We start from the raw sequence: 21,652 nt of genomic DNA, 5'->3' as shown, positions 1-21,652 counted from the left end.
CCTGTCTCAACCGCCTGCAGCCAGCTCGCGCTCGAGCACTTTCGGGTTGTCGCGCCAGCGCTCCAGCCACTCCTGCGCCACGTCGCCGGGGTACACGTCTTCCACGCCATCACGCAGCGCCTTCACGATGGCGTTGGCCAGCGCCGGGGGCGCGAGCTTGGGCGGCGGCGTGTGCTGGTTCCATTCGTCGTCGATGGGGCCGGGGAACACGTTGATCACGCGGATGCCCGCCGGCCGCATCTCCGCGCGCAGGCACTGCGCGAGCGAATGCGCCGCCGCCTTCGATGCGCTGAAGGTGCCGTGCGGCGGGAAGTTGCTCAGCGCGTAGATCGACAGCAGGTTCACCCACGCCGTCGCGCCCGTCACGCCGTCGGCCGAGCGGCCCTTGAGCGCGGGACCGAACTCCTGCGCGAGGCGCAGCAGGCCGAAGTAGTTGATGTCCATCTCGGCCTTGGCCACGTCGGTGCCACGCCGCGCGCCGATGCCGAAGGTGCGGTGCACCTCCGCGTTGTTGATGACGATGTCGACCTTGCCGCCGATGGAGCCCGCGAGTTCCGTCACCTGCCGGCCGTTGGTCAGATCCAGCGGCACCAGCGTGACCTGCGGCAGCGCCGAGATGTCGTCGAGGCCGTCGCCCATCTTCTTCCAGGGCTCGGCGTGGCCGACCCAGACGATGTCGGCGCCGGCCTTGACCAGCGCGCGCACGATCGCCTGCCCGGTCTCGGTCTTGCCATCGGTCACCAGCACCTTGCGGAACTTGGGGTCGCTGGTCATCTCGCGCAGCATCTTGTCGTCGGCCATGTGGGGACTCCCTTCGTTCGGAAAACCAATGAGAACGGCCTGGCCTGCGCGGTCGAGCCGGGCGCCTACGCGCACCCTCTGCGGCGCGTCGCCGACTTCGCCATGCAGGTGGACCATGAGCGTGGGGCCGGCATCCAGGTGCACCAGGCCCAGCCGCCAGGGCAGCCGCTCGCGGAAGAACAGGTCGTTGCTGTGATGCAGCGTCGTGCTGCCGAGCAGCTCGCCCTCGCCGCTTTGCTGCCGCCAGCGCAGCGCGGCGGAGAGGCATCTGTGGCAGACCTCGCGCGGCGGGTACTGCACCGTGCCACAGTCGTCGCAGGTCTGGAGTTCGAAGCGGCCTTCGGCCGCGGCAGCGGTGAGACCCAGCGCCACGCGACCGCGCGCGCCGGGCGGCAGGTTCATCTGCCGGGTGCGCAGCACCGGGTTCTTGCGCGGGGGGCGCATCAGGGGCATCGTCATGCGGGTCTCCCCAGGATCACCGCGCCTGTGCACAGGCAACGGTCGTAGGTCACCATGCCGAAGCCGGCGACAAGGCCCAGCTGGGCATTCGGCACGGCGCGCGCGCCGGCTTGGTCGGTCAGCTGCCGGATCGCCTCGACCATGCCGAGGAAGCCGCCCGCCGCACCAGCCTGTCCGGCCGAGAGCTGGCCGCCGCTGGTATTGTTCGGAAAGCTGCCGTCGAAGGTCATGGTGTTGGCCTGCACGAAGGCCGGGCCCTCGCCCTTCTCGCAGAAACCCAGGTCCTCGAACTGCATCATCACGATGACGGGGTAGTCGTCGTAGGTCTGCACGAAGTCGAGCTCCGCGGGCCGGATGCCGGCCTGCGCGTACAGGTCGTCGCGGTCCTTGCGCCAGCCGCCCTGCACCATCACCGGGTCTTCGGCGTAGGCGTTGTGGCGCTCGATGGCGCCGCGGATCACCACGTGCGCCAGGCCCAGGTCGCGCGCGCGCTCCTCGCTCATCACGAGGAAGGCGTCGGCGCCGGCGCAGGGCATCACGCAGTCGAACAGGTGGATCGGGTCGGAGATCGGCCGCGCGGCCATGTACTCGTCGAGCGTGAGAGCCTTCTTGAACATCGCGTTCGGGTTGCCCAGCGCGTTGGTGCGCTGGTCGACGCAGATGCGGCCGAAGTCTTCACGCCTTGCGCCGTAGGTGCGCATGTAGTTGGCGGTGATGAAGGCGAAGATCGAGTTGGGGCCGCCCGAGCCGTAGGGGTAGCTCGCATCGCGCGCGAAGTTGCTGAAGCTGCCCAGCGTCTGGCGGAAGGAGTCGACATGGTTGGTGTCGGCACCCACGCAGGCCACGATGTCGGCATCGCCCGCCTGCACGGCGCGCGCCGCACGGCGCAGGCACATCACGCCCGATGCGCCGCCCGTGGGCACATGGTCGAGCCAGCGCGGCGACAGGCCCAGATGCTGGGTAACGCCCACCGCCGTGTCGGGCGCGAGCGAGAAGCTGCTGAGGCACAGGCCGTCGATCTGCTCCTTGGGCACGCCGCTGGCCTTCACCAGCGCCTCGACCGCCTGGCCGATGAACCAGTGCGCGGTGCGCGTGGAATAGCGCACGTAAGGCACGGTGACGGGCACCGCGACCGCCACGCCTTCGTAGGAAAGCCGCTTGCCCGTCATGCCTGCCTCTTCTTCATCGAGCGGGTGTCGATGCAATGGGCCTGGCCTGGAAGCGACTGCGCCATCTCGCGCAGCTGCCCGCGCTGGATCTTCTGCGAGGGCGTGAGCGGCAGCGCATCGACGAAGGCCACGTAGCCGGGCGCCTTGTAGTAGGCGAGCTGTGCCAGCGCGTGCTGGACGATACTGGCCGCGGTCTGTTCGGGCTGCGAGGCATCGGCGCCTTCGCGCATCACGATGCAGGCGAGCACCTCGTCTCCGCGCACTTCGTCGGGCGTGGCGGCCACGGCCGATGCCTTCACCGCCGGATGCTGGTTGAGCACGCTCTCGACTTCGACGGCCGAGATGTTCTCGCCGCTGCGGCGGATCACGTTCTTCTTGCGATCGACGAAGAAGAAGTTGCCCTCTGCATCGCGGCGCACCAGGTCGCCGGTGTGGAACCAGCCGTCGGCCCAGGCCTCGCGCGTGGCCTCCTCGTCCTTCAGGTAGCCGGAGAAGAAATGGCGCCTCGGGTCCAGGCCGGCCGAGCGCACCAGCAGTTCGCCCGGCGCATCGACGCCGACTTCACTGCCGTCGTCGCCCACGAGGCGGATCTCGACGAAGTCCTCCTGCCGGCCGAAACAGCTGGTGCCCACCAGGCGCGGCTCCCGGTTGGCCATGATGCAGGCGGCCGCGCCGGTCTCCGTCATGGCCCAGGCCTCCACCAGCGGAAAGCCGAAGCGCTCCTCGAAGGGCGCGTGGTTCTTGCGGTCCACGCCGGCGCCGAAGCCCCAGCGGATGGCATGGTCGCGGTCGGCGGCCGATGCGGGTGCCGACAGCAGCATCGCGGGCATCACGCCCAGGTAGTGGACGATGGTCGCGCCGCTTTCCTTCGCGCTCGCCAGCCAGCTCTTCGGATGGAAACGGTCGAGCTGCACCAGGCAGCCGCCCGCGACCAGCACCACCATGGTGGAGAAGGCCATCGCGTTCATGTGGTTGAGCGGCAGCGGCGTGATCACGCGCTCCTTGTCGGGCCGGATGCTGCACACGCCGTCTAGCGCCGCATACCACTCGCCTGCGCGCAGGAAATAGGCATTGCTCAGGATGCAGCCCTTGGGGCGCCCGGTGGTGCCCGAGGTGTAGAGCAGGCCGCATTCGGTGTCGATGCCCACGGGCTCGCCAGCACGCGGCGCAGCTGTCTTCGCGGACGGCACCGCGTCGTCGGGGCCCATGGTCTCGAAGGCGATGCCTGCCTGTGCGGCCGCCGCGCGCAGGTCGGCAGCGCGTTCGGGCAGCGTTACGGCCAGCCCGATCTCGCTGTGGCCGATCAGGTAGACCAGCTCGGCCGAGCGCATCTCCGAGTTGATCGGCACCACGCTCACGCCCAGTGCGTTCAGCGCGAGCCAGTGGAAGATGAAAGCCGGCCGGTTCTCCAGCAGCAGGCCGACGCGATGGCCGTGGCCGTAGCCGGCTTGCGCATAAGCGGCACGCAGGCGTTCGATCTGCGCAGCGGCTTCACCCCAGCGGATGGCGCCCGCCTCGATGCCGTAGGCGGCGGCGGTCACCGATTCGGTGAAAAGGAATTCAGCCTGCGGCGTGCGGGCCGCGGTGGCCGCGAAGACGTCGTGGACGGTGGCGTGGGGCATCACTCGCGTCCCGGCTAGATGAAGAGCTGCACGGCCGGCAGGGCCGCGTCGCAGTTGAGAAGGTTGACGCGCTTGAGCGTCATGCGCAGCGCGCCGTCCTGCACCGTGAGGTGGTGGAAGAAGGTGCCCACGTAGAACTGGATCTCGTCGCCCTGCGACTCCGTGTAGTGGAACGAAGTGCGCACCACGTAGCGGTTGGCTTCCGCGTCGAACTGCTCGACCACCGGCACCTGCAGCAGGTGGTGGCAGCGGCTCGGCGGCTGCTGCGAGAAGGCACGCGGGCTCTTCAGGCGCTCGATGCGCAACTCGCGCAGCAGCTTGTCCTCGTAGAGATGCGAGGTGTGGTTGAGGCCGTCTTCCTGGTCGGGAATCAGCGGCACCCAGTAGAAGGCATCGTCGGTGAAGAGCGCGTTCCACTCCTCGTAGCGGCGGGTGTCGAGCAGGTACGCCTCGTTCACCACGAAGTCGATGAGGTCCTGGCGGGTGATTTCTGACGCGGTGCCGGCCATCACATCGTCTCCGTCATGCGTTGCACCCAGCTGCGGTATTGATTACGCATCGGCAGCTCGTTGGTGCCGCCGGTCGTGATCTCGCCGCCCTTCAGCTCGGCCGGGTCGTAGTCGCGGTGGAGGCTGACCCATTCGTTGCCGCTCGCGTGCAGGCCGGCCTGCATGCCGCGATAGGCCTGCAGGTCGTCGTGGCCCACCACCGAGAACGGCGAGTTGATGAGGCGGTTGTACATCGCCGTGCGCTGCAGCAGCTCGGGCGGCGCGCCCTTGAGGCGGAAGGTCCAGCTCTCGATGAGGGTCTTGTCGGCCGAAATCGGCTTGACCACGCGGATCGCCTGGATCGCGCCCTTGATCGTGAGGTTCGGGTAGTAGACGGTGTTGTGCCGCGCCATGCCGAGGATCTGCGCGGTCTTCTCCTCGCCGTAGCGCGCCTTCATCGCGTTGTCGTACTCGGGGATCGCCTTGTACTTGCTGTGGATGCTGAAGTGCACGCCGGTGAAGCTGTGGCCGTTGTCGTAGGTGCGGATGCCCATGTCCTCGAAGAACTTGTAGTCGGACATGAAGGGCACGAACTGCTCCACCGCCATGGGCTTGGGCTCGCTCTCGGGCTTGTCGGCCCACATGCGCTTGGCGGTGCCGGCCGAAGATTCGTGCGCCACCATCGGGTGCATGGTGTCGTTGAGGTTCTCGACGAACATCTTCCAGTTGCACTGGTGCATGAAGCGCAGGCAGCCGCCGGCGATCTCCAGTTCGCCCTCGGGCGAGCGGTCGGCCATGTTGTCGATGGAACTCAGCGAGTCGCCGAAGTACTCGTCGAAATCGGGGCCGGCATCGTTGATCTTCACGAAGATGAAGCCGCGGTGGCTGCGCACGTGTTTCACGGTGGTCAGGCCCTTGCCCGATTCGCACTCGTGCAGCTGGGTGTTCTCGTAGCCCGTCTTCAGCGGAATCGCCAGGGGCGCTCCATCGGTCTTGAAGGTCCAGGCGTGGTAGGGGCAGCGGAAGAACTTGCCGGTGTTGCCGCAGGGCCCGTTGACGAGGCGCGAGCCCTTGTGGGCGCAGCGGTTCATCATCACGCGCACGCTGCCGTCGGAGTGGCGTACCACGATCAGCGGGCGCCCGGCGATCTCGTTGCTGATCCAGTCGCCGGGCTTGGGCAGCTGGCTCTCATGGCCGACGTAGTTCCAGGTGTTGGCGAAGAAGTGCTCCTGCTCCAGCTCGAAGAGTTCCTGGCTGGTGTACAGGTCGCGGTGCACCCGGTCGTTCTGCACCAGCGCGCGAATGGCGTCGGGGTTGTCTCTGTACGAGGTCATGGCGTTCATGTCTCCTTGCTTCAGATGTCCAGCACCAGGCGCGCGCCCTTGGCGCGCGAGATGCAGATCTGCATGACGGTGCCTTGCGCCTTCTCGCGGGCGGTGAGCACGTAGTCGCGATGGTCGATCTCGCCTTCCAGCACGGGCACTGCGCACACGCCGCATTCGCCGCGCTTGCAGTCGAACATGGGGTCGCAGCCGTGCTCGATGAGGCAGTCGAGGATGCTCTGGTCCGCCGGCACGGTGAAGCGCTGCCCGGACTGGGCGAGCTCCACCTCGAAGGGCTGGTCGCCCTCTTCCGCGACGGGCTCGGTGAAGAGCTCGAAGTGCACGCGGTCGTGCTCCCAGCCGCGCGCCTGCGTGCGTTCGAGCACCGCATCGAGCATGACCTTGGGGCCGCAGACGTACAGGCGGTCGCCGACGGGAACGCTGTCGAGCAGCGTGTCGATGGCAAGCGGCGCGCCGGCCTCGGCATCCGCATGCACGCGCAGGTCGTCGCCCAGCAGAGTCTGCAGCTCGGGCAGGAAGGCCATCAGCTCGCGGCTGCGGCCGGCGTAGTGCATGCGCACCGCCGCGCCCTCGGCCCGGCGGCGCGCGGCCATGGTGGCCAGCGGCGTCACGCCGATGCCGCCCGCCACGAGCACCGTGCCGCCGGGGCCGGTGTGCAGTGGGAAGTCGTTCTTCGGCGGCTCGATGGCGATGGTGTCGCCTTCTTTCAGCCCTTCGTGCATGAAGCGCGAACCGCCGCGGCCTTCGGCTTCCTTGCGTACCGCGATCACGTATTCGGTCGGTGCGTTGGTGGCGTTGCGCGCCGTGTCGAAGTTGATGAGCGAGTAGTGGCGCCAGTCGGTCTTGCCATCGGCGAGCGACACCTGCACGCGGATATGGGCGCCGGCCGCGAAGCCGGGCAGCGCGCGGCCGTCGTCGGCGCGCAGGCGCAGCATGCGGATCAGCGGGTTCAGTTGCCGCGCTTCGGTGACGCGCAATGAAAGAGTGGCTGAGGGTGCGGTCATCTTCGGAGTCTCTTCTCAGGCCAATGCGTGCTGCACCAGTGCGGCCCGCAGCTTGTGGCCATGCTCGTCGGCCAATGCGGCGTCGCGCAATTCGCGCAGCGTGGCCGGCGCCAGTGCGTCGCCGGCGCGCTCGAAGGCACGCATGACGGTTTCGTAGTTGCGGATGCCGCGCTCGTGCGTGTCGCTGTAGCCCTTGACGAGGCGCTGGCACTGGGCCAGTTCGACGGCAAGCTCCGGATTGCGCTGCGCGGTGGCGGCGATGCGCTGCAGCCATTCTTCGATGCGGCGGTTCTCCTCTGCGTAGCGCATGGTGGAGAGGCGCCAGCGTTTGCAGGCAGCCACCATGCGCAGCATGAGATAGCCGCGCAGCGAACTGGTCTGGATGACGCGGCCGTGCTGCGTGAAGCGTTCGACGATCTTCTTCGGCAGCGTCGAGTTCATCAGCCAGCGGCCGATGCCGCCGGGCAGGGTCTCGCAGATCTCCTGCAGACGCGGGTGCATGTACTCGTTGATGGCGAGTACCTGTCCCGGTTGCACGCGCGCTTCGCCGCGCACGCGCTCGAAGCGGGTGGCGCGGGTCTTGAGAGCCGCGACGCGGGCAGTGTCTTCGTAGGACATCCACAGCGCGAGATGGCGCGCGGTCTCGCGAAGCAGGCGACGATCGCCCGAGGGCAAGGCCGCGATGGAAGCCATGCGGTCGAGGTAGAGGCCGGCGTAGGCCGGGTCCTGGTAGTCGATGAGGCGGCGCACGCCTTCGAGCAGCAGGTCTTGCGCTTCGGCCGGGAAGCTGTTCTGCACGCGCTCGACCAGTGAGCGCACGGCGGGGTGGCGCGGCTGCGGTGCTGGGGCGGCGATAGGTACTTCCTTCACCGGCTCGCCATCGTCGCCGCCCTGTGCACGCTCGAACGCCGCACCGAAGGCCTTGAGGCTGGGCTTCACGCCCACGCCGCCGCGTTCGATGGTCGCTTCGAACTGCGCGCGGCTGAAGGGCAGCACGCCCGAGCCTGCCAGCGCACCGAAGAGCACCGCACTGATCACGCTGCCTGAAGCCTCGGCGGCCTGGGCCATGTCGAAGCGGATGAAGCGCTTGGCGGCGTTGGCCGTGTGCGCGAGGAGCTGGCCGCTGTCGACGCGGCCGTCGCCCATCGCGCTCTTCTCGGTGATGGAGAACACGCGGTGCGTGGAAGCGATCAGCGTGGTGCGTTCGCGCGTGACCAGGCCGCGCTGCACGGCGCGGCCGGCTTCCATCAGCTCGGATGCGAGCACCACGTCGACGTCGCCCGGCAGCGGCATCAGCGCGAGCACCGGCGTGCCGCCGTCGTTCTCTGCTTGCGACGATGGGTACAGCTCGACGTAGTAGATGGTCGCGCCGGTGCGCTGGGCCACGCCGGGCACGGAGGTGGTCTGAGCGACGTAGCCATTGGCCTCGCCCATGTCGACGATCCAGTCCGCGAGCACGCCGCCACCCTCCCCGCCCATGGCGAGGATCGCGATCTTGATAGGCTGGGCCTTGGTGTTCGTCATCGCTTCAGAAGGCATAGGCTTCACGGCGGCGAGCCTCGCCGCGCTGCATCCAGCCGATGACGGCTGCGCGCATGCGCTCGCGCAGCTGGTCCCAGCGGCTGGGGTTGCTCACGATCTGCGCCTTGTAGAAGGAGGGGCACAGCACCGCGGCGTGCGAGACCTCGCCGCACACACCGCAGCCCACGCAGCTGTCGAGCACCGCCGCGACCGGGTCGGTGCGAAGCGGATCGGGGTTGGGCTTGATCGACAGCGACGGACAGCCCGAAAGGCGGATGCAGGAGTGGTCGCCGGTGCAGGTGTCGGAATCGACGCCGAACTTCTCGCGCACCATCCGCTTGCCGTCGGCGATGGCCTTGCGCACCAGCGGCTTCTCGCGGCGCTGCTTGTTGAGCATGCACTCCGACTGCGCGATCAGCACCTTGGGGCCCTTCTCTTTGGTGGTCAGTGCCTCCTTGAGCGCGTCGCGCATGCCGGCGATGTCATAGGTGCGGCGCATCGTCTTCACCCACTTCACCCCCACGCCGCGCACGGCGCTCTCGATCTCGTGGCCGGTGCTGCGCGTCTTGTTGACGGCGTTCGAGGAGAGGATGTCCTGCCCGCCCGTGGCCGAGGTGTAGTTGTTGTCGACGACGATGGTGAGGTTGTCGCTCTTGTTGAAGACCGCGTTGGCGACGCCGCTGGTCAGGCCGTTATGCCAGAAGCCGCCGTCGCCCATCATCGAGATCGCGCGCTTGCCTGCGGGCGCATTGAGCGCCGCGGCGCCCGCGCCGCCCAGCCCGTAGCCCATGGTTGTGTTGCCGATGTTGAAGGGCGGCAGGATGGAGAACAGGTGGCAGCCGATGTCGGCGCTCACATGGTGCGGGCCTAGTTCGCGCTCGACCAGCTTCATCGCGCTGAAGATCGGGCGCTCGGGGCAGCCGGTGCAGAAGCCCGGCGGACGGGCGTGAACCACCTCGCCGAGCGGCGCGACGGGCTGCGCAGGCTCGGCAGCGACTTCGGTCAGCGGAATCACTTTGCGCACCGGCACGGGCACCGGCAATGGCGCGAGGCGTTCGTAGCGCTCGCAGAAGCTGCGCGCACCCTTGAGCAGCTCGGCGGCCGTGTATTCGCCGGCCACCGGCAGCATGTCCTTGCCGTGCAACACCGTGGAGGACCCGGCCTGGCGCAGGATGGTCGCGAGGTTCTGCTCGACGAAGTTGGGCTGCCCCTCTTCCACCACGAGCACCGCGCGCTTGCCTTCGCAGAAGCGGATCACCTCGCTCTCGATGACGGGGTAGGCCACGTTCATCACGTACAGCGGCACGCTGGTGTCGCCGTAGACATCGGCGAGGCCCAGGCGTTCGAGCGCTCGCACCAGCGTGTTGTAGCTGCCGCCCTGCACGATGATGCCGATGTCGTCGGCGTCCTCGGAGAAGAACTCGTTGAGCTTGCGCTCCTCGATGAAACGCACCGCTGCGGGCCAGCGGTCCTTCACCTTCTCTTGTTCATGCACGAAGCTCGCGGGCGGCAGCACGATGCGGCCCACGTCGCGTTGCGGGTTCTCGAGCGCGTCCTTCAGCGTGAACTTCGCGCGCTTGTTGTCGCCCGCGACGAAGTGGCCATGCACGTGGCAGGCGCGGATGCGCAGCTGCAGCATCACCGGCGTGTTGCTGGCCTCGGAGAGATCGAAGCCCTGCTTGACCGCATCGACGATGCTGGGCAGGTTGGGCCGCGGGTCGAGCAGCCAGATCTGCGACTTCATCGCGAAGGCGTGGCTGCGCTCCTGCATGATCGAGGAGCCTTCGCCGTAGTCCTCGCCCACGATGATGAGCGCGCCGCCGGTCACGCCGCCCGAGGCCAGGTTGGCCAGCGCGTCGGAAGCCACGTTGGTACCCACGGTAGCCTTGAAGGTGACGGCGCCGCGCAGCGGGTAGTTGACGGAGGCTGCGAGCGTGGCGGCCGCGGTGGCTTCGCTCGCGCTGTTCTCGAAGCGGATGCCCTGCTCGGCGAGGATGTCCTGCGCATCGGCCAGCACGTCCATCAGATGCGAGATGGGCGCACCCTGGTAGCCGGCCACATAGGAAACTCCCGACTCCAGAAGGGCCTTGGTGACGGCCAGAATGCCCTCGCCTCTGAAGACTTCCCCACCAGAAAGCCGCAGTTTCTTGACTTCTTCAACGAACGAACGCTCTGCCATCGGGGTCCTTGTTGTCTGTCGTGGGACGATGCGACCAGGAGGTTGCACCATGCTTTCTATAATGTTGACAAATGAATGTATCCACAATCATGAATTACCCTAGACATGCAAGCAGCGTGCCCGTGGCGACTGTGAGGTGCCTTCATGGCTGATCAACCCGTCGAATCGCATCGCTTCGTCGATGACTACCTTCCTGCGCTGCTGGCGCAGGCCAGCCAGTTGATCTCTTCGGAGTTCCACGAAGTGGCGCGCCAGCAGGGCTTCTCCGTGTCTGAGTGGCGCGTGATGGCCTCACTCGCGGGCAGCGAGCCGATCAGCATCGGCCAGCTCGCGCAGGTGACCGTGACCAAGCAGCCGACAGTGACGCGGCTGCTGGACCGCATGGAAGCACGGGGACAGGTCGAGCGCCTGCCCCATGAGAGTGATCGCCGCATCACGCTGGTGCGCATCACGCGCAAGGGGCTCAAGGCGGTCGAGCATCTGATGGAACTGGCGCGTGAGCACGAACGGCGCGTGCTCGAGCCCTTCGGACTGCGGCGCGCGGAAGAGCTCAAGCAGACGCTGCGGCAGATGATCGATCTGCACGTGCGCACGCCAGGCGACGAGCCGGAAGAAGACTGAGCCCCGGGGCTCTGCCGCTCAGAGGCGGGGCACGAGAACGGCGCGTCCGCGATGGCCGCGCTGCGCGATCCAGTCGAGTGCGGCAGCGGCATCCGCAAGCGCGAACGGCCGCACGTCGAGGCTCAGTCGACCATCCGCGAGCCTGGCAAGCAACTCGGGCGCCGCTGCGCGTCCTTGAGCTTCGCGCCTGAACATGTTGAGGGGCAAGAGTGCCACGTCGCGCTGCAGAAAGTGCGCGATGTCGAGCGAGAGCGTGGGCCCCGCGGTGTAGCCGACCAGAACGGCCCGCCCGCCAGGGCGCACTGCAGGCAGCGTTCGCGCGAGCACACTGCCACCGACGGTATCGATCAGCAGATCGGCGCTGGCCACTGCAGGCGGTTCCGCATCCGCAGCGACCGCGACGGCCGCACAACCGGCATCGCGCGCAAGCTGCATCACGAGCGAGCCGACGGCGCCGCTCGCCCCGGTCACCAGGACCTGCTCGCCCGCCTTCAGCTTCGCGACTTCATGCAGCGCCACCCACGCCGACGTCGTCGGAGAGAAGAAGGCTGCGCCCAAAGTCATCGGCACGTCGTCGGGCAACGGGCCCAGCGCCTCGTCGGGCGCATCGATCTGCTCGCACCACGTGCCGTCGAAGAGCGTGCCCAGGCCGCTTCCTCGCAGCCAGACGCGCTGCCCTGCCTGGTAGCGGCCGCTCGCGATGACGACGCCTGCGGCCTCCACGCCCGGCGTATACGGCAAAGGCGGATGCCTGAGGAAGCTGCCGCGCCACACGGTGCGGTCGATGTGCCCGACGGTCGCGGCCTCCATGCGCACGATGGTGCGCCCAGGCCGTGCCGTGGGCTCGGCGACCTCTTCCAGCACGGGCACGGCATCAAATCCATGGATACGCACAGCTTTCAAGGCTGCTTCTCCAGAAAATCGAGCACCGTGCGAGCAAAGGCATCGGGCATCTGGTCGGGCAGCGGCACCATGCCGCCTTCGATGTCGACGATGCGCGCCTGCGGCAGGTGGTGCTGCAGCTCAGCGGCATGCGGAGCGGCGAAAGGGTCGTGGGTCGCGCGCACGATCAGCACCGGCTGCGCGATGCGGCCGATTCGCTCTTCCATGCGGTACGACGCCACGGCACGGTGCCCTTCCTCGACACGCGCGACCTTCAATGCATCGAGCACGAAGGCTTCGAGCAACTCGGGGCGGCCAGTCGGATAGAAGCCCTGGCGCTTCTGCCAGAGCGCGGCGAGGTGAGTGCCGTCTTCGCTCGGTGCGACTTCATCGATGGGCGGGCGCTGCGCACGCGCCTTGCGAAAAGTCTCGTCGGTGTACGGCGTGGACGACAGCACCAGGCGGCGAACCCGCTGTGGAAACGCCGCTGCAAGCTCGAGCGCGATGACGCCGCCGGTGTGATGCCCCACCGCGTCCACCGTCTCGATGCCGAGCGCATCGAGCAGCTCGCAGGCCACGCGCGCCCATTGCTCGATGCTCGCCGGCACGCCGCCGTCGGCGGAGTCGCCGAAGCCGGCCGTATCCATCGCGATGGCCCTGCGGCGCGCGCCGATCAGCGGCAGCACCGCGCGGTATTCGGCCCAGCTGCGCGGCGACTGGTGCAGCAGCAGCACGGCCGGTGCCGTCGGGTCACCGCATGCCGCGTAGTGCACCTGCCCCACCGACAGGTCGGCGAATGCGCGGCGGATGCTGGTCATGACAGGGTCCGATCGGCAGGTGCGCGCCAGAGGCCCGCATGCCGCAGCTCGCCGAGCGTGCGCGAGAGTACGTCGCGCCGGTAGGCCGCGACGTCGCGGCCCTCGTAGTCGTAGAAGCCGCTGCCGCTCTTGAGGCCGAGCCGGCCCTGCTCAACCATCTTCCCGACGATCGCCGGCGCGGTGTAGCGGGCCGCATCGAGCGAGGCCGACATCTCGCGGCTCGCGTGATGCAGGATGTCGCAGCCGCCGAAGTCGATGAACTCGACCACACCCAGCGCAGCGAAGCGCAGGCCCAGGCCGTAGCGCGTGGCCTTGTCGATTTCTTCCGCGGTGGCGGCGCCCTCCTCGATCATCCGCGCGGCCTCGTTCATCACCAGTGCCTGCAGGCGGGGCACGATGTAGCCGGGCGACGCGCCGCAGACCACGGGCAGCTTGCCGATCTCTTCCATCAGCGCCTTCGTGCGAGCGAGCACCGTGGCGTCGGTACCGGGGTGGCAGCTGAGCTCGACCACGGGGATCACGTAGGCCGGGTTGAGCCAGTGCATGTTGAGGAAGCGCCCCGGCAGCCGCACCAGCGACGCGAGCTGCGTCACCAGGATGCTGCTGGTGGTCGAGGTGAGGATCGCGTCGTCGCGGCAATGGCGGTTGAGCTGATCGAAGGCTTCGCGCTTGGCTTCCATGGTTTCGGGCACGCCCTCGAACACGAGCTCGGCGGCGGCCAGTGCCTGCGGGGCGGCAGCGGCATCGACCAGATCGACGCGCGCGGCGATGTCGGCGATCTTCGACTCGTCGATCACGCCGAGCTGCGCGAGCCCCGAGAGGCTGGCTTCGATCTCGGCCTTGGCTTCGTCGCGCAGCCGCGCCCATGCTTCGTCGGTGCGCTGGCGCAGGTCGATCAGCGAGATGCGGTGGCCGGCATACGCGAAAGCGATGGCGATGCCGCGCCCCATGCGGCCCGCGCCCACGGCCGCGAAGCGAGGCAGCGAGGCGGTTTCATTCACCATCGTGGAGCCTCTGCTTGAGCTGCGCGGTACTCAGGCCGGCGAAGCCCAGGCTCTCGAAGGTGCGGGGGCCGCGCCGCAGGTCGCGCCCCAGAAAGCCGCCGACGATGGCAAGCAGGCCGTGCGCGATGGGTGCATCCACGCCCGCATGGCGCGCGGCCGAGGCAAGGAAGGCGAGACCGAGCTCGGTGTCCTCGGTGATGTAGCGGTGCGTGTGCAGGTCGATGTTCTCGCGCCAGTCGCCCGACTTGACGAGCTGCTTGTGCGCGTCGCCGTACATCCACTGGTCATTGTTGTAGTGGTCGGCCAGTGGATAGTGCGGCGAGCCCTGCCCGAAGGCTTCGCGCACCGCGATGCGCTCCTGGTCGAGCCGGTCGGTCACGTCGCGCACGGCGCGCTGCGTGCCCTCGTTGTGGATGTCCCAGCGCTCGAAGTGCTGCAGCGGCGCGGCGTTCATCACCATCAGCGGCGGGTGGATGACGGGACCCGCGTTCATCAGCGCGCCCGAGAGCGCGTCGCCGCAGCCATGCACCGCCGGATAGGCCCTGCGAATCACCTCGATGGCCTGCGCCTCCTTGCGGGCCGGATAGACGCCGGTCGGCAGGCGGATCGCGCGGATGGTGACGTTGACTTCGCGCTCGCCGTGCTTGCGCGCCAGGTAGGGCAAGGTGCCGGTTTCGGCCCAGGCCACGTCGGCGCGGCTGCCGGCATCCTTCACGGTGCGCGCCATCACGTAGCTGCCGAATGTGCCCGGCGGCAGGAAGACGACCTGGCCGTCGACCAGGTGCGGCGCCATCGCGAGCGCGATGTCGTGCTGGGCGATGGCAGGAGTCGGTATGACGATCAGTTCGGCGTCCTGCATGGCGGCGCCGATGTCGGCGGTGGCGAGCGCGATGGGCACCTCGCGCGAGCCGTCGGCGTCCTTCAGCGTGATCGCGCCGGCGCGCAGCAACGGCTGCAGCGCTTGGGCATCGCGGCGCCACAGGCGCACTTCATGACCGGTTTCAGACAGGTCCGCGGCAGCCGCGTAGGCGCCATGACCACCCCCAAGAATCGCAATTTTCATGTCGAAAGTCGAAAAGCAGGTGTCGATGAACCGGCAGTCGAGCGACGACCCCGGGGAAGCGATGCGCCATTACATTACTTTTCATCGATTGAAGTGTCAATCAAATTCGACGGGCGTCCGCGTGCTCGGAAACCCGGAAGGTCCGAAGTAACGGTCCGCGACAAGGAAGCGGATGGTCGTGATTCGGCACGGAAGGCAGCGTGTAGGCTGAAGAGCCAAGCGGCACTTCTCGCCGATACGTCGAACAGTGGCACCTCAGGCGACAGGATGATCGAAGTGGCGTGACCACACTTCCAACTGGTTCAGGACAGGCACCAGCGCTTTGCCAAACGATGTCAAGCCGTAGCCCACGCCCCTCGGAAATCCAGTGATCAGGAATCGCTCAAGCAATCCCCGCGCCTCCAATCCCTGCAATCGTTCTGACAACACCTTGGGCGAAACGCCGGGGAGCAGTGCCGCCAGTTCACCATGCCGCCGCGCGCCATCCTGCAAATGCCACAGCAGCAGTGCGTTCCAGCGATGGCCAAGAAAACCAAGCCAATCCTCGACAGGACATTGGAGGCAGTGCCGAGGCGAGGGCACATCGAGGCGCTGTTCGCTAATGGGGAGGACTTTCATTCGTGCCTTTCCGTTTGGTGAGTACAGGGCGGACCATCCATCATCCCCATTTCAATGAAGGGAGTGACACCATGGCATTCGCCATCACATTACCGGAGCACATGAACGCGGCATTTGCGGAGGCATTCAACAGCCGCAGCATCGAGAACCTGCTTCAACTCTATGAACCCGACGCGGTATTGCGTACGGATGGGGACAGCGTGGATCTAACCGGGCTTGCGTCCATCGAGAAAGCGCTGATGCAACTACTCCAGGTACCGGGCCGAATGACCTCGCGCAACCATTTCTGTATCGCTCACGGCGACTTGGCACTCCTGCGCGCTGACTGGAATGTGGTTGACAACGACGGCACCATAGTTGTTTCGGGCAGCTCTGCTGAGCTCGTGAGAAAACAGGTGGACGGCCGCTGGCTGTATGCCATCGATCACGCCGTGGGAGCGAGCCTCCCACCTGTGTCGCAGGCGAAGCAAGCGACATAGCGTCCCGCTGGTGCCGGAGCGAAGGCGACGGCGTACCGATGAGCCTGCTGTATCGGGCTGCGACGTAAACCAACGAAGTTTGGCGCTCCAGTCATCGTGAAACGAAAAAGCCCGCGCTCGTGAGAACGCGGGCTTTCGCGAGGATGAGAGGGCGCAGCCGTCAGGTGCGTTTCCCGGAAGGATCAGCGGGTGGGCTTGAACGCGCGCTTTTGCGCATCGCGGGGCACGAACACCTTGCCCGGGCCGCCATGGCCGGCGCCATTGCCGCGGGGCGCGAAACCGCCGTCGCCGCGGCCGCCGCCGTGACCGTGGCCGCCGCGCGGAGCGCTGTCGCCCCAGCCCGGCTTGCGGCCATAGCCGCCGCCGTTGCCGCCTTCGTCACGGCCGCCGCCGAAACCGGCGTTCTGGCCCTGATAGCCACCACGCGAGCCCGATGCACCGGGGCCGCGCGAGTTGCGGTCGTTGAAGCCGCTGGCGCCGGCATAGCCGCCGCCATTGCCGCCACGGTAGCCGCCGCCACCGCCGAACTTGCGGTCGCGCGAGTGACCGTCGCGGCCGCCGCGGCCACCGAAATCAGGGCGCGACTGCGGCATGCGCTGCTGCGGTTCCATGCCGGGGATCACCTCGGCCTTGAACTGCTGGCGGCTGTAGTGCTCGATGTCCATGATCCGGCGGCGATCGCGGAATTCCGCGAAGGTGACGGCGATGCCGTCGCGGCCCGCGCGGCCGGTGCGGCCGATGCGATGGGTGTAGTCCTCGGCCTTCATCGGCAGGCCGAAGTTGAAGACGTGGGTGATGGTCGGCACGTCGATGCCGCGCGCAGCCACGTCGGTGGCCACCAGGATCTGCACCTGGCCGTTGCGCAGCGCCATCAGGCGGCGGTTGCGCAGGCCCTGGCTCAGGGCGCCGTGCAGCGCGACGGCGCTGAAGCCGTCCTGCTGCAGGTCGTTGGCGAGGCCGTCGCACTCGACCTGCGTGCTAGCGAACACGATGGCCTGGTTGATGCTGGTGTCGCGCAGCCAGTGGTCGAGCAGCTTGCGCTTGTGCTGGGCGTTGTCGGCCCAGAACAGCACCTGCTTGATGTTGGCGTGCTTTTCCTGCGGGCTGTCGATGGTCACGCGCTGCGGCTCGCGCATCACGCGGGCAGCCAGCTGCTGGATGCGCGGCGCGAAGGTGGCGCTGAACATCATGGTCTGCTGGCGCTCGATGGTGAGCTGGTTGATCTCGGCCAGGTCATCGGCGAAGCCCAGGTCGAGCATGCGGTCGGCCTCGTCGACCACCAGGAACTTGACCTGGTCGAGCTTGATCTGCATCGAGCGCTGCAGGTCGAGCAGGCGGCCCGGCGTGGCGACCACGAGGTCGGCGTTCTGCAGGCGGGCGATCTGGAGCTGGTAGGGCATGCCGCCCACCACGTTCGCAATGCGCAGGCCGCGGCAGTGGCGCACCAGGTCGATGGCGTCGTGCGCAACCTGCTGCGCGAGTTCGCGCGTGGGACACAGCACCAGGGCGCCGGGCGTGGCGGCCTTGAAGTTGCGGGCGTTGGTCGGGTCCTTGCGCTTCGGCTTCTTGGGCGGGGCTTCGCCGCGGGCGGCGGCCTCTTCGGCCAGGCGCTGGAACTCGGCCCGGGCCGCGGCCTCGGCTTCGGCCTGGCGCTTGATGAGGGTGTGCAGCACGGGCAGCAGGAAGGCTGCGGTCTTGCCCGACCCGGTCTGGCTGGAGACCATCAGGTCGACGAAGCGCGTCGACTTGGCTGCGCCGTCCTGATCGCCCATGGCGATGGGAACGACCTTTTCCTGCACGGCGGTGGGTTGGGTGAAGCCCATGTCCGCGACGGCGGCGATCAGCTCGGGAGCGAGGCCCAGCTTGGCGAAGCCGTTGGGCGCGCTCGGTTCCTCGGCTGTGGCTGCTTCGGGAGCGGCGCCGTCCAGCGCTTCGAGGATGGGAGCCTCGGACACGGTGTCCGTGGCGGCGGTGAATTCGTTGTGGGTAGCGGATTGCACAGGCGCGAACTCGCCCTGCGCTTCAAAAGCGTCGGTCATGAATTTCAATCTCAAACGCGAGCGCCGCCGTGGACGGCGCCCCGTTGGGTGGTTAAAAACATCAACCATCCAACGACATTCAACTCCGGGCGGGTGCCCGGGGCTGCGGCCCTTTTTGATCAGCAGATGCTGCGATCGGGCGCGGTGTGCAAGATAGGGAGATGCGAGAAACGCTCACCGGGCTCAAATTTGCCCGCCCGGCCAGCGAAGCCTGCGATTATGGCACGGATTCGGGTTTTTACCTAATTCCGTGCCTCACTCAATCTGCCAGGCGCAGGAAGGTTTCTCGGTAGTGCGCCAGCTCCTCGATGGACTCGTGCACGTCGGCCAGCGCCGTGTGGGCCTGCTGCTTCTTGAAGGCGTTGTAGGCCGCCGGCTTCCAGCGCTTGGCCAGTTCCTTCAGCGTGCTCACGTCGAGGTTGCGGTAGTGGAAGTACGCCTCGAGCTTGGGCATGTACTTGACGAGGAACCGTCGGTCCTGTCCGATGGTGTTGCCGCACATGGGCGAGCCGCTGCGCGGAACGTACTTTGCGATGAATTCCAGCAGCTGCTGCTCGGCGGCGGCCTCGTCGAGGGTCGATGCCTTGACCTTGTCGATCAACCCGCTGCGGCCATGGGTTCCCTTGTTCCAGGCGTCCATGCCGTCGAGCACGGCGTCGCTCTGGTGGATGACGAGCACGGGGCCGTCGATGCGGGGCGTGAGGTCGGGGCCGGTCACGACCACGGCGATTTCGAGCAGGCGCTCTTTCTCGGGGTCAAGACCGCTCATTTCGCAGTCCAGCCAGACCAGGTTCTGGTCGCTTTTCTTCAGGGTCGGGGCGGCTGCGGAGGGCGTCGGGTCAAGGGATTCAGGCATCGCAGGATTGTCGTCGAAGGGCTGCGGCCCCGGATAGCGAGGGCTAAACTCGCCGATCCATGTCCTATTCGCTCATCTTCACCATCGCTTTCGCGGCCGCGATCGTCGCGGGCCTGCTCGTGAAGTTCTGGCTGGCCACGCGACAGGTCCGCCACGTGGCGCAGCACCGCGGCACCGTCCCTGCAGCCTTCGCGCAGACCATCACCCTCGCCGCGCACCAGAAGGCGGCCGACTACACGATCGCCAAGGCGCGATTCGGCCTGGTCGAGATGGCATGGAGCGCGGCGCTGCTGCTCGGCTGGACCCTGCTCGGCGGACTTGACCTGCTCAACAAGCTCCTGCTGGGCTGGATCGGCGGCGGCATGGTGCAGCAACTGGTGCTGCTGGCAGCCTTCGCGGCCATCGGCGGGCTGCTCGAGCTGCCCTTCACGCTCTGGCAGACCTTCAGGCTCGAGGAGCGCTTCGGCTTCAACAAGATGACCTGGAAGCTCTGGCTGGCGGACACGCTCAAGTCCACGCTCCTGGGCGCGGTGATCGGACTGCCCATCGCCGCCCTGATCCTCTGGCTCATGGGCGCAGCCGGCCAGCTGTGGTGGCTGTGGGCCTGGGGCGCCTGGATGGGCTTCAACCTGCTGCTGATGCTGATCTACCCGACCTTCATCGCGCCGCTGTTCAACAAGTTCCAGCCGCTGGACGACCCCACGCTCAAGGAACGCGTAACGGCCCTCATGAAGCGCTGCGGCTTCGCGGCCAAGGGCCTGTTCGTGATGGACGGCAGCACGCGCAGCGCCCATGCCAACGCCTACTTCACCGGCTTCGGCGCCAGCAAGCGCGTGGTGTTCTATGACACGCTGCTGCGCCAGCTGAATGCCGGCGAGGTCGAGGCGGTGCTCGCACACGAACTCGGCCACTTCAAGCACCGCCACATCGTGAAGCGGCTGGTCGCGATGTTCGCGCTGAGTCTGGCCGGCTTCGCCCTGCTGGGCTGGGTGTCGACGCAGGTCTGGTTCTATGCCGGCCTGGGCGTGCAGCCCAACATGACGGCGCCCAACAGCGCGCTGGCGCTGCTGCTGTTCATGCTCGCCGTGCCGGTGTTCGGTTTCTTCGTGGCGCCGCTGCCCGCGCTGCTGTCGCGCAAGCACGAGTTCGAGGCCGACGCCTACGCGGTGGCCCAGACCAGCGGCGCCGACCTGTCGGCCGCCCTGCTCAAGCTCTACCAGGACAACGCTTCGACGCTCACGCCCGACCCGGTGTTCGTCAAGTTCTACTATTCGCATCCCCCGGCCTCCGAGCGCCTCGCGCGCATGGCAGCCCAGGCCTGACCCGGCCGCGCCCCTCAATCGAAGAAGCCCATCATGAGCAGCATGTTCAAGCCCAAGGACTGGAAGAACCTCCCTCCCCGCAAGGCGCTGAGCGCCACCGAGATCGTCTCGGGCCTGGCGCGCCTCGACGGCTGGAGGCTCACGGGCGACGGCGCCGATGTCGCCATCGAGAAGACTTTCAGCTTCGCCAACTACTTCGAGACCATCGCCTTCGTGAACGCCCTCGCCTTCGTGGCGCACACGCAAGATCATCATCCCGACCTGTCGGTGCACTACAACCGCTGCGTGGTGCGCTTCAACACGCACGACGTGGGTGGCCTGTCGACCACCGACTTCGACTGCGCCCGCCAAGCCGACGCGCTGGTCGGCGCCGCGCCCGCCGCCTGATGGAAGACGCCCTTGGCTAAGCCCGGCCGCGCCGCGCCCGCAGCCGCCGCTGCGAAGGCACTCCACGAAGGCCTCGTCGTCGCCAGCCACGGGCGCCACTGCCTCGTCGAAACACCCGCAGGCGAACGGCTGATCTGCCATCCGCGCGGCAAGAAGAGCCAGGCCGTGGTCGGCGACCGCGTCCACTGGCAGGCCAGCGAGGACGAAGGCACCATCGAGCAGGTGCTGCCGCGGCGCAATCTCTTCTACCGCCAGGACGAGATCCGCACCAAGTCATTCGCGGCCAATCTCGACCATGTGCTGATCCTGATCGCGGCCGAGCCGGAGTTTTCCGAACACCAGCTGGCCCGCGCGCTGATCGCCGCCGAGGCCGAGCGCATCGCGCCGATCATCGCGTTGAACAAGAGCGACCTGGTCGAGCCCTTCGAGCGCGCCTGGGCCAGGCTGGCGCCCTATCGACGCATGCACCACGGCGTGCTGCCGCTGTCGCTGAAGGCTTCGGCGGAGGCGGACCGCGCCTCGCTGATGAAGCTGCTCGCCGGCAAGTCCACCCTGGTACTGGGCCCGTCCGGCTCGGGCAAGAGCACGCTGACTAACCTGCTGGTGCCTGGCGCGGCCGTGCTGACGCAGGAGATCTCGCAGGCGCTCAACTCCGGCAAGCACACCACCACGAGCACCACCTGGTACTGGATCGACGAGGCCCGTACCACCGGCCTGATCGATTCGCCGGGCTTCCAGGAATTCGGCCTGAACCACATCGCGCCGATGCAGCTCGCCAGCCTCATGCCGGACATCGCCGAGCACGCAGGCGACTGCAAGTTCTACAACTGCACGCACCTGCACGAGCCGGGCTGCGGCGTGATCGCGAACGTGGAAACCGCCGACGTGCCGGGCGCCATCAGCGCGAGCCGCTACAGGATCTACGGCGAACTGTTCGAAGAACTCAGCCAGAAGCGCTACTGAGCGCAGCCGGCCGC

The 21,652-nt window shown here is 67.5% G+C and carries 20 protein-coding genes; 5 read left to right on the top strand and 15 right to left on the bottom strand.

The features are described from left to right. Positions 1-6 precede the first annotated feature (6 nt). The 8 genes from ABL844_RS08565 to ABL844_RS08530 are packed head-to-tail and all read right to left on the bottom strand — an operon-like array spanning position 7 to position 10,586. Positions 7-1,260 (bottom strand): SDR family NAD(P)-dependent oxidoreductase, encoded by a 1,254-nt coding sequence (locus ABL844_RS08565; RefSeq protein WP_126022766.1) that lies wholly within the window; start codon positions 1,258-1,260, stop codon positions 7-9. After that, positions 1,257-2,429, bottom strand: a complete 1,173-nt coding sequence (locus ABL844_RS08560) for a thiolase family protein (protein ID WP_418130995.1) — start codon at positions 2,427-2,429, stop codon at positions 1,257-1,259. Before ABL844_RS08560 ends, ABL844_RS08565 begins: the two co-directional genes overlap by 4 nt. Continuing rightward, positions 2,426-4,051 carry an AMP-binding protein gene (locus tag ABL844_RS08555; RefSeq protein ID WP_184635663.1) on the bottom strand — a complete coding sequence of 542 codons (1,626 nt, stop codon included), beginning with the start codon at positions 4,049-4,051 and terminating at the stop codon, positions 2,426-2,428. The genes ABL844_RS08560 and ABL844_RS08555 overlap by 4 nt, the downstream gene beginning before the upstream one ends. A gap of 14 nt (positions 4,052-4,065) precedes the next feature. Next, positions 4,066-4,560, bottom strand: coding sequence for an aromatic-ring-hydroxylating dioxygenase subunit beta (locus ABL844_RS08550; protein WP_184635661.1), 495 nt, complete (start codon positions 4,558-4,560; stop codon positions 4,066-4,068). Next, positions 4,560-5,873, bottom strand: coding sequence for an aromatic ring-hydroxylating dioxygenase subunit alpha (locus ABL844_RS08545; RefSeq protein ID WP_184635659.1), 1,314 nt, complete (start codon positions 5,871-5,873; stop codon positions 4,560-4,562). Before ABL844_RS08545 ends, ABL844_RS08550 begins: the two co-directional genes overlap by 1 nt. Positions 5,874-5,893: 20 nt before the next feature. Further along, complete coding sequence (locus ABL844_RS08540; RefSeq protein ID WP_418130994.1) at positions 5,894-6,886, bottom strand: PDR/VanB family oxidoreductase; 993 nt, start codon at positions 6,884-6,886, stop codon at positions 5,894-5,896. Between the two features lie 15 nt (positions 6,887-6,901). Next, on the bottom strand, positions 6,902-8,410 hold the full coding sequence (locus tag ABL844_RS08535) for an indolepyruvate oxidoreductase subunit beta family protein (protein WP_418130993.1): 1,509 nt from the start codon (positions 8,408-8,410) through the stop codon (positions 6,902-6,904). 4 nt (positions 8,411-8,414) lie between these two features. Further along, the gene (locus ABL844_RS08530) at positions 8,415-10,586 is read right to left on the bottom strand and encodes a thiamine pyrophosphate-dependent enzyme (protein ID WP_418130992.1); all 2,172 of its coding nucleotides are present in this window, start codon (positions 10,584-10,586) and stop codon (positions 8,415-8,417) included. Positions 10,587-10,730: 144 nt separating this feature from the next. Here ABL844_RS08530 and ABL844_RS08525 point away from each other — a divergent pair, with 144 nt between their 5' ends. Continuing rightward, positions 10,731-11,207 carry a MarR family winged helix-turn-helix transcriptional regulator gene (locus ABL844_RS08525; RefSeq protein WP_126022757.1) on the top strand — a complete coding sequence of 159 codons (477 nt, stop codon included), beginning with the start codon at positions 10,731-10,733 and terminating at the stop codon, positions 11,205-11,207. An 18-nt stretch (positions 11,208-11,225) separates the two neighbouring features. Here the strand turns inward: ABL844_RS08525 and ABL844_RS08520 are convergent, their stop codons facing one another. The 5 genes from ABL844_RS08520 to ABL844_RS08500 all read right to left on the bottom strand — a co-directional run bounded on the left by ABL844_RS08520 (position 11,226) and on the right by ABL844_RS08500 (position 15,592). Continuing rightward, the gene (locus ABL844_RS08520) at positions 11,226-12,101 is read right to left on the bottom strand and encodes a quinone oxidoreductase family protein (RefSeq protein WP_418131889.1); all 876 of its coding nucleotides are present in this window, start codon (positions 12,099-12,101) and stop codon (positions 11,226-11,228) included. A 5-nt stretch (positions 12,102-12,106) separates the two neighbouring features. Next, entirely contained in the window at positions 12,107-12,907 is an 801-nt protein-coding gene (locus ABL844_RS08515) for an alpha/beta fold hydrolase (RefSeq protein WP_418119572.1), read from the bottom strand. Then, positions 12,904-13,911: a 3-hydroxybutyryl-CoA dehydrogenase gene (locus ABL844_RS08510; RefSeq protein WP_418130991.1), complete on the bottom strand. Its 1,008-nt coding sequence runs from the start codon at positions 13,909-13,911 to the stop codon at positions 12,904-12,906. Before ABL844_RS08510 ends, ABL844_RS08515 begins: the two co-directional genes overlap by 4 nt. Continuing rightward, positions 13,901-14,974, bottom strand: coding sequence for an NAD/NADP octopine/nopaline dehydrogenase family protein (locus ABL844_RS08505; RefSeq protein ID WP_418130990.1), 1,074 nt, complete (start codon positions 14,972-14,974; stop codon positions 13,901-13,903). Before ABL844_RS08505 ends, ABL844_RS08510 begins: the two co-directional genes overlap by 11 nt. A 255-nt stretch (positions 14,975-15,229) precedes the next feature. Beyond that, the gene (locus tag ABL844_RS08500) at positions 15,230-15,592 is read right to left on the bottom strand and encodes a winged helix-turn-helix transcriptional regulator (protein WP_184635643.1); all 363 of its coding nucleotides are present in this window, start codon (positions 15,590-15,592) and stop codon (positions 15,230-15,232) included. Positions 15,593-15,663: 71 nt separating this feature from the next. Here ABL844_RS08500 and ABL844_RS08495 point away from each other — a divergent pair, with 71 nt between their 5' ends. Next, the gene (locus ABL844_RS08495; protein WP_221297381.1) at positions 15,664-16,071 is read left to right on the top strand and encodes a YybH family protein; all 408 of its coding nucleotides are present in this window, start codon (positions 15,664-15,666) and stop codon (positions 16,069-16,071) included. Positions 16,072-16,253: 182 nt separating this feature from the next. On the opposite strand, the gene ABL844_RS08490 is transcribed toward ABL844_RS08495, so the two are convergent. Together ABL844_RS08490 and orn are read right to left on the bottom strand one after the other, a co-directional pair. Beyond that, positions 16,254-18,110 carry a DEAD/DEAH box helicase gene (locus ABL844_RS08490; RefSeq protein ID WP_184635641.1) on the bottom strand — a complete coding sequence of 619 codons (1,857 nt, stop codon included), beginning with the start codon at positions 18,108-18,110 and terminating at the stop codon, positions 16,254-16,256. A 259-nt stretch (positions 18,111-18,369) separates the two neighbouring features. Next, positions 18,370-18,966 (bottom strand): oligoribonuclease, encoded by a 597-nt coding sequence (orn, locus tag ABL844_RS08485; protein ID WP_126022748.1) that lies wholly within the window; start codon positions 18,964-18,966, stop codon positions 18,370-18,372. A gap of 59 nt (positions 18,967-19,025) precedes the next feature. Between orn and ABL844_RS08480 the strand changes: the two genes are divergently transcribed. Genes ABL844_RS08480 through rsgA form a run of 3 tightly spaced genes read left to right on the top strand, consistent with a single transcriptional unit; the run spans position 19,026 to position 21,638 of the window. Further along, entirely contained in the window at positions 19,026-20,288 is a 1,263-nt protein-coding gene (locus ABL844_RS08480) for a M48 family metallopeptidase (RefSeq protein WP_418130989.1), read from the top strand. A gap of 33 nt (positions 20,289-20,321) precedes the next feature. Beyond that, complete coding sequence (locus ABL844_RS08475) at positions 20,322-20,675, top strand: 4a-hydroxytetrahydrobiopterin dehydratase (RefSeq protein WP_369659201.1); 354 nt, start codon at positions 20,322-20,324, stop codon at positions 20,673-20,675. 12 nt (positions 20,676-20,687) lie between these two features. Continuing rightward, positions 20,688-21,638, top strand: coding sequence for a ribosome small subunit-dependent GTPase A (rsgA, locus tag ABL844_RS08470; protein WP_126022744.1), 951 nt, complete (start codon positions 20,688-20,690; stop codon positions 21,636-21,638). Positions 21,639-21,652: the final 14 nt, after the last annotated feature.

Origin of the sequence: Variovorax sp. 278MFTsu5.1, assembly GCF_048305045.1 — a bacterium.
Lineage (GTDB): Bacteria > Pseudomonadota > Gammaproteobacteria > Burkholderiales > Burkholderiaceae_C > Variovorax > Variovorax guangxiensis.
The sequence above is the reverse complement of the archived record's forward strand: the minus strand, read 5'-3'. Positions and strand labels throughout refer to the sequence as shown.

What these genes read in the sequence shown, in the direction of transcription:
- orn (WP_126022748.1), bottom strand. Translation starts at nt 18,966, where the DNA reads ATGCCTGAATCCCTTGACCCGACGCCCTCCGCAGCCGCCCCGACCCTG.
- ABL844_RS08535 (WP_418130993.1), bottom strand. Translation starts at nt 8,410, where the DNA reads ATGACGAACACCAAGGCCCAGCCTATCAAGATCGCGATCCTCGCCATG.
- ABL844_RS08515 (WP_418119572.1), bottom strand. Translation starts at nt 12,907, where the DNA reads ATGACCAGCATCCGCCGCGCATTCGCCGACCTGTCGGTGGGGCAGGTG.
- ABL844_RS08495 (WP_221297381.1), top strand. Translation starts at nt 15,664, where the DNA reads ATGGCATTCGCCATCACATTACCGGAGCACATGAACGCGGCATTTGCG.
- ABL844_RS08475 (WP_369659201.1), top strand. Translation starts at nt 20,322, where the DNA reads ATGAGCAGCATGTTCAAGCCCAAGGACTGGAAGAACCTCCCTCCCCGC.
- ABL844_RS08510 (WP_418130991.1), bottom strand. Translation starts at nt 13,911, where the DNA reads ATGGTGAATGAAACCGCCTCGCTGCCTCGCTTCGCGGCCGTGGGCGCG.
- ABL844_RS08545 (WP_184635659.1), bottom strand. Translation starts at nt 5,873, where the DNA reads ATGACCTCGTACAGAGACAACCCCGACGCCATTCGCGCGCTGGTGCAG.
- ABL844_RS08530 (WP_418130992.1), bottom strand. Translation starts at nt 10,586, where the DNA reads ATGGCAGAGCGTTCGTTCGTTGAAGAAGTCAAGAAACTGCGGCTTTCT.
- ABL844_RS08550 (WP_184635661.1), bottom strand. Translation starts at nt 4,560, where the DNA reads ATGGCCGGCACCGCGTCAGAAATCACCCGCCAGGACCTCATCGACTTC.
- ABL844_RS08560 (WP_418130995.1), bottom strand. Translation starts at nt 2,429, where the DNA reads ATGACGGGCAAGCGGCTTTCCTACGAAGGCGTGGCGGTCGCGGTGCCC.
- ABL844_RS08500 (WP_184635643.1), bottom strand. Translation starts at nt 15,592, where the DNA reads ATGAAAGTCCTCCCCATTAGCGAACAGCGCCTCGATGTGCCCTCGCCT.
- ABL844_RS08540 (WP_418130994.1), bottom strand. Translation starts at nt 6,886, where the DNA reads ATGACCGCACCCTCAGCCACTCTTTCATTGCGCGTCACCGAAGCGCGG.
- ABL844_RS08480 (WP_418130989.1), top strand. Translation starts at nt 19,026, where the DNA reads ATGTCCTATTCGCTCATCTTCACCATCGCTTTCGCGGCCGCGATCGTC.
- ABL844_RS08565 (WP_126022766.1), bottom strand. Translation starts at nt 1,260, where the DNA reads ATGACGATGCCCCTGATGCGCCCCCCGCGCAAGAACCCGGTGCTGCGC.
- ABL844_RS08490 (WP_184635641.1), bottom strand. Translation starts at nt 18,110, where the DNA reads ATGACCGACGCTTTTGAAGCGCAGGGCGAGTTCGCGCCTGTGCAATCC.
- ABL844_RS08555 (WP_184635663.1), bottom strand. Translation starts at nt 4,051, where the DNA reads ATGCCCCACGCCACCGTCCACGACGTCTTCGCGGCCACCGCGGCCCGC.
- ABL844_RS08505 (WP_418130990.1), bottom strand. Translation starts at nt 14,974, where the DNA reads ATGAAAATTGCGATTCTTGGGGGTGGTCATGGCGCCTACGCGGCTGCC.
- ABL844_RS08525 (WP_126022757.1), top strand. Translation starts at nt 10,731, where the DNA reads ATGGCTGATCAACCCGTCGAATCGCATCGCTTCGTCGATGACTACCTT.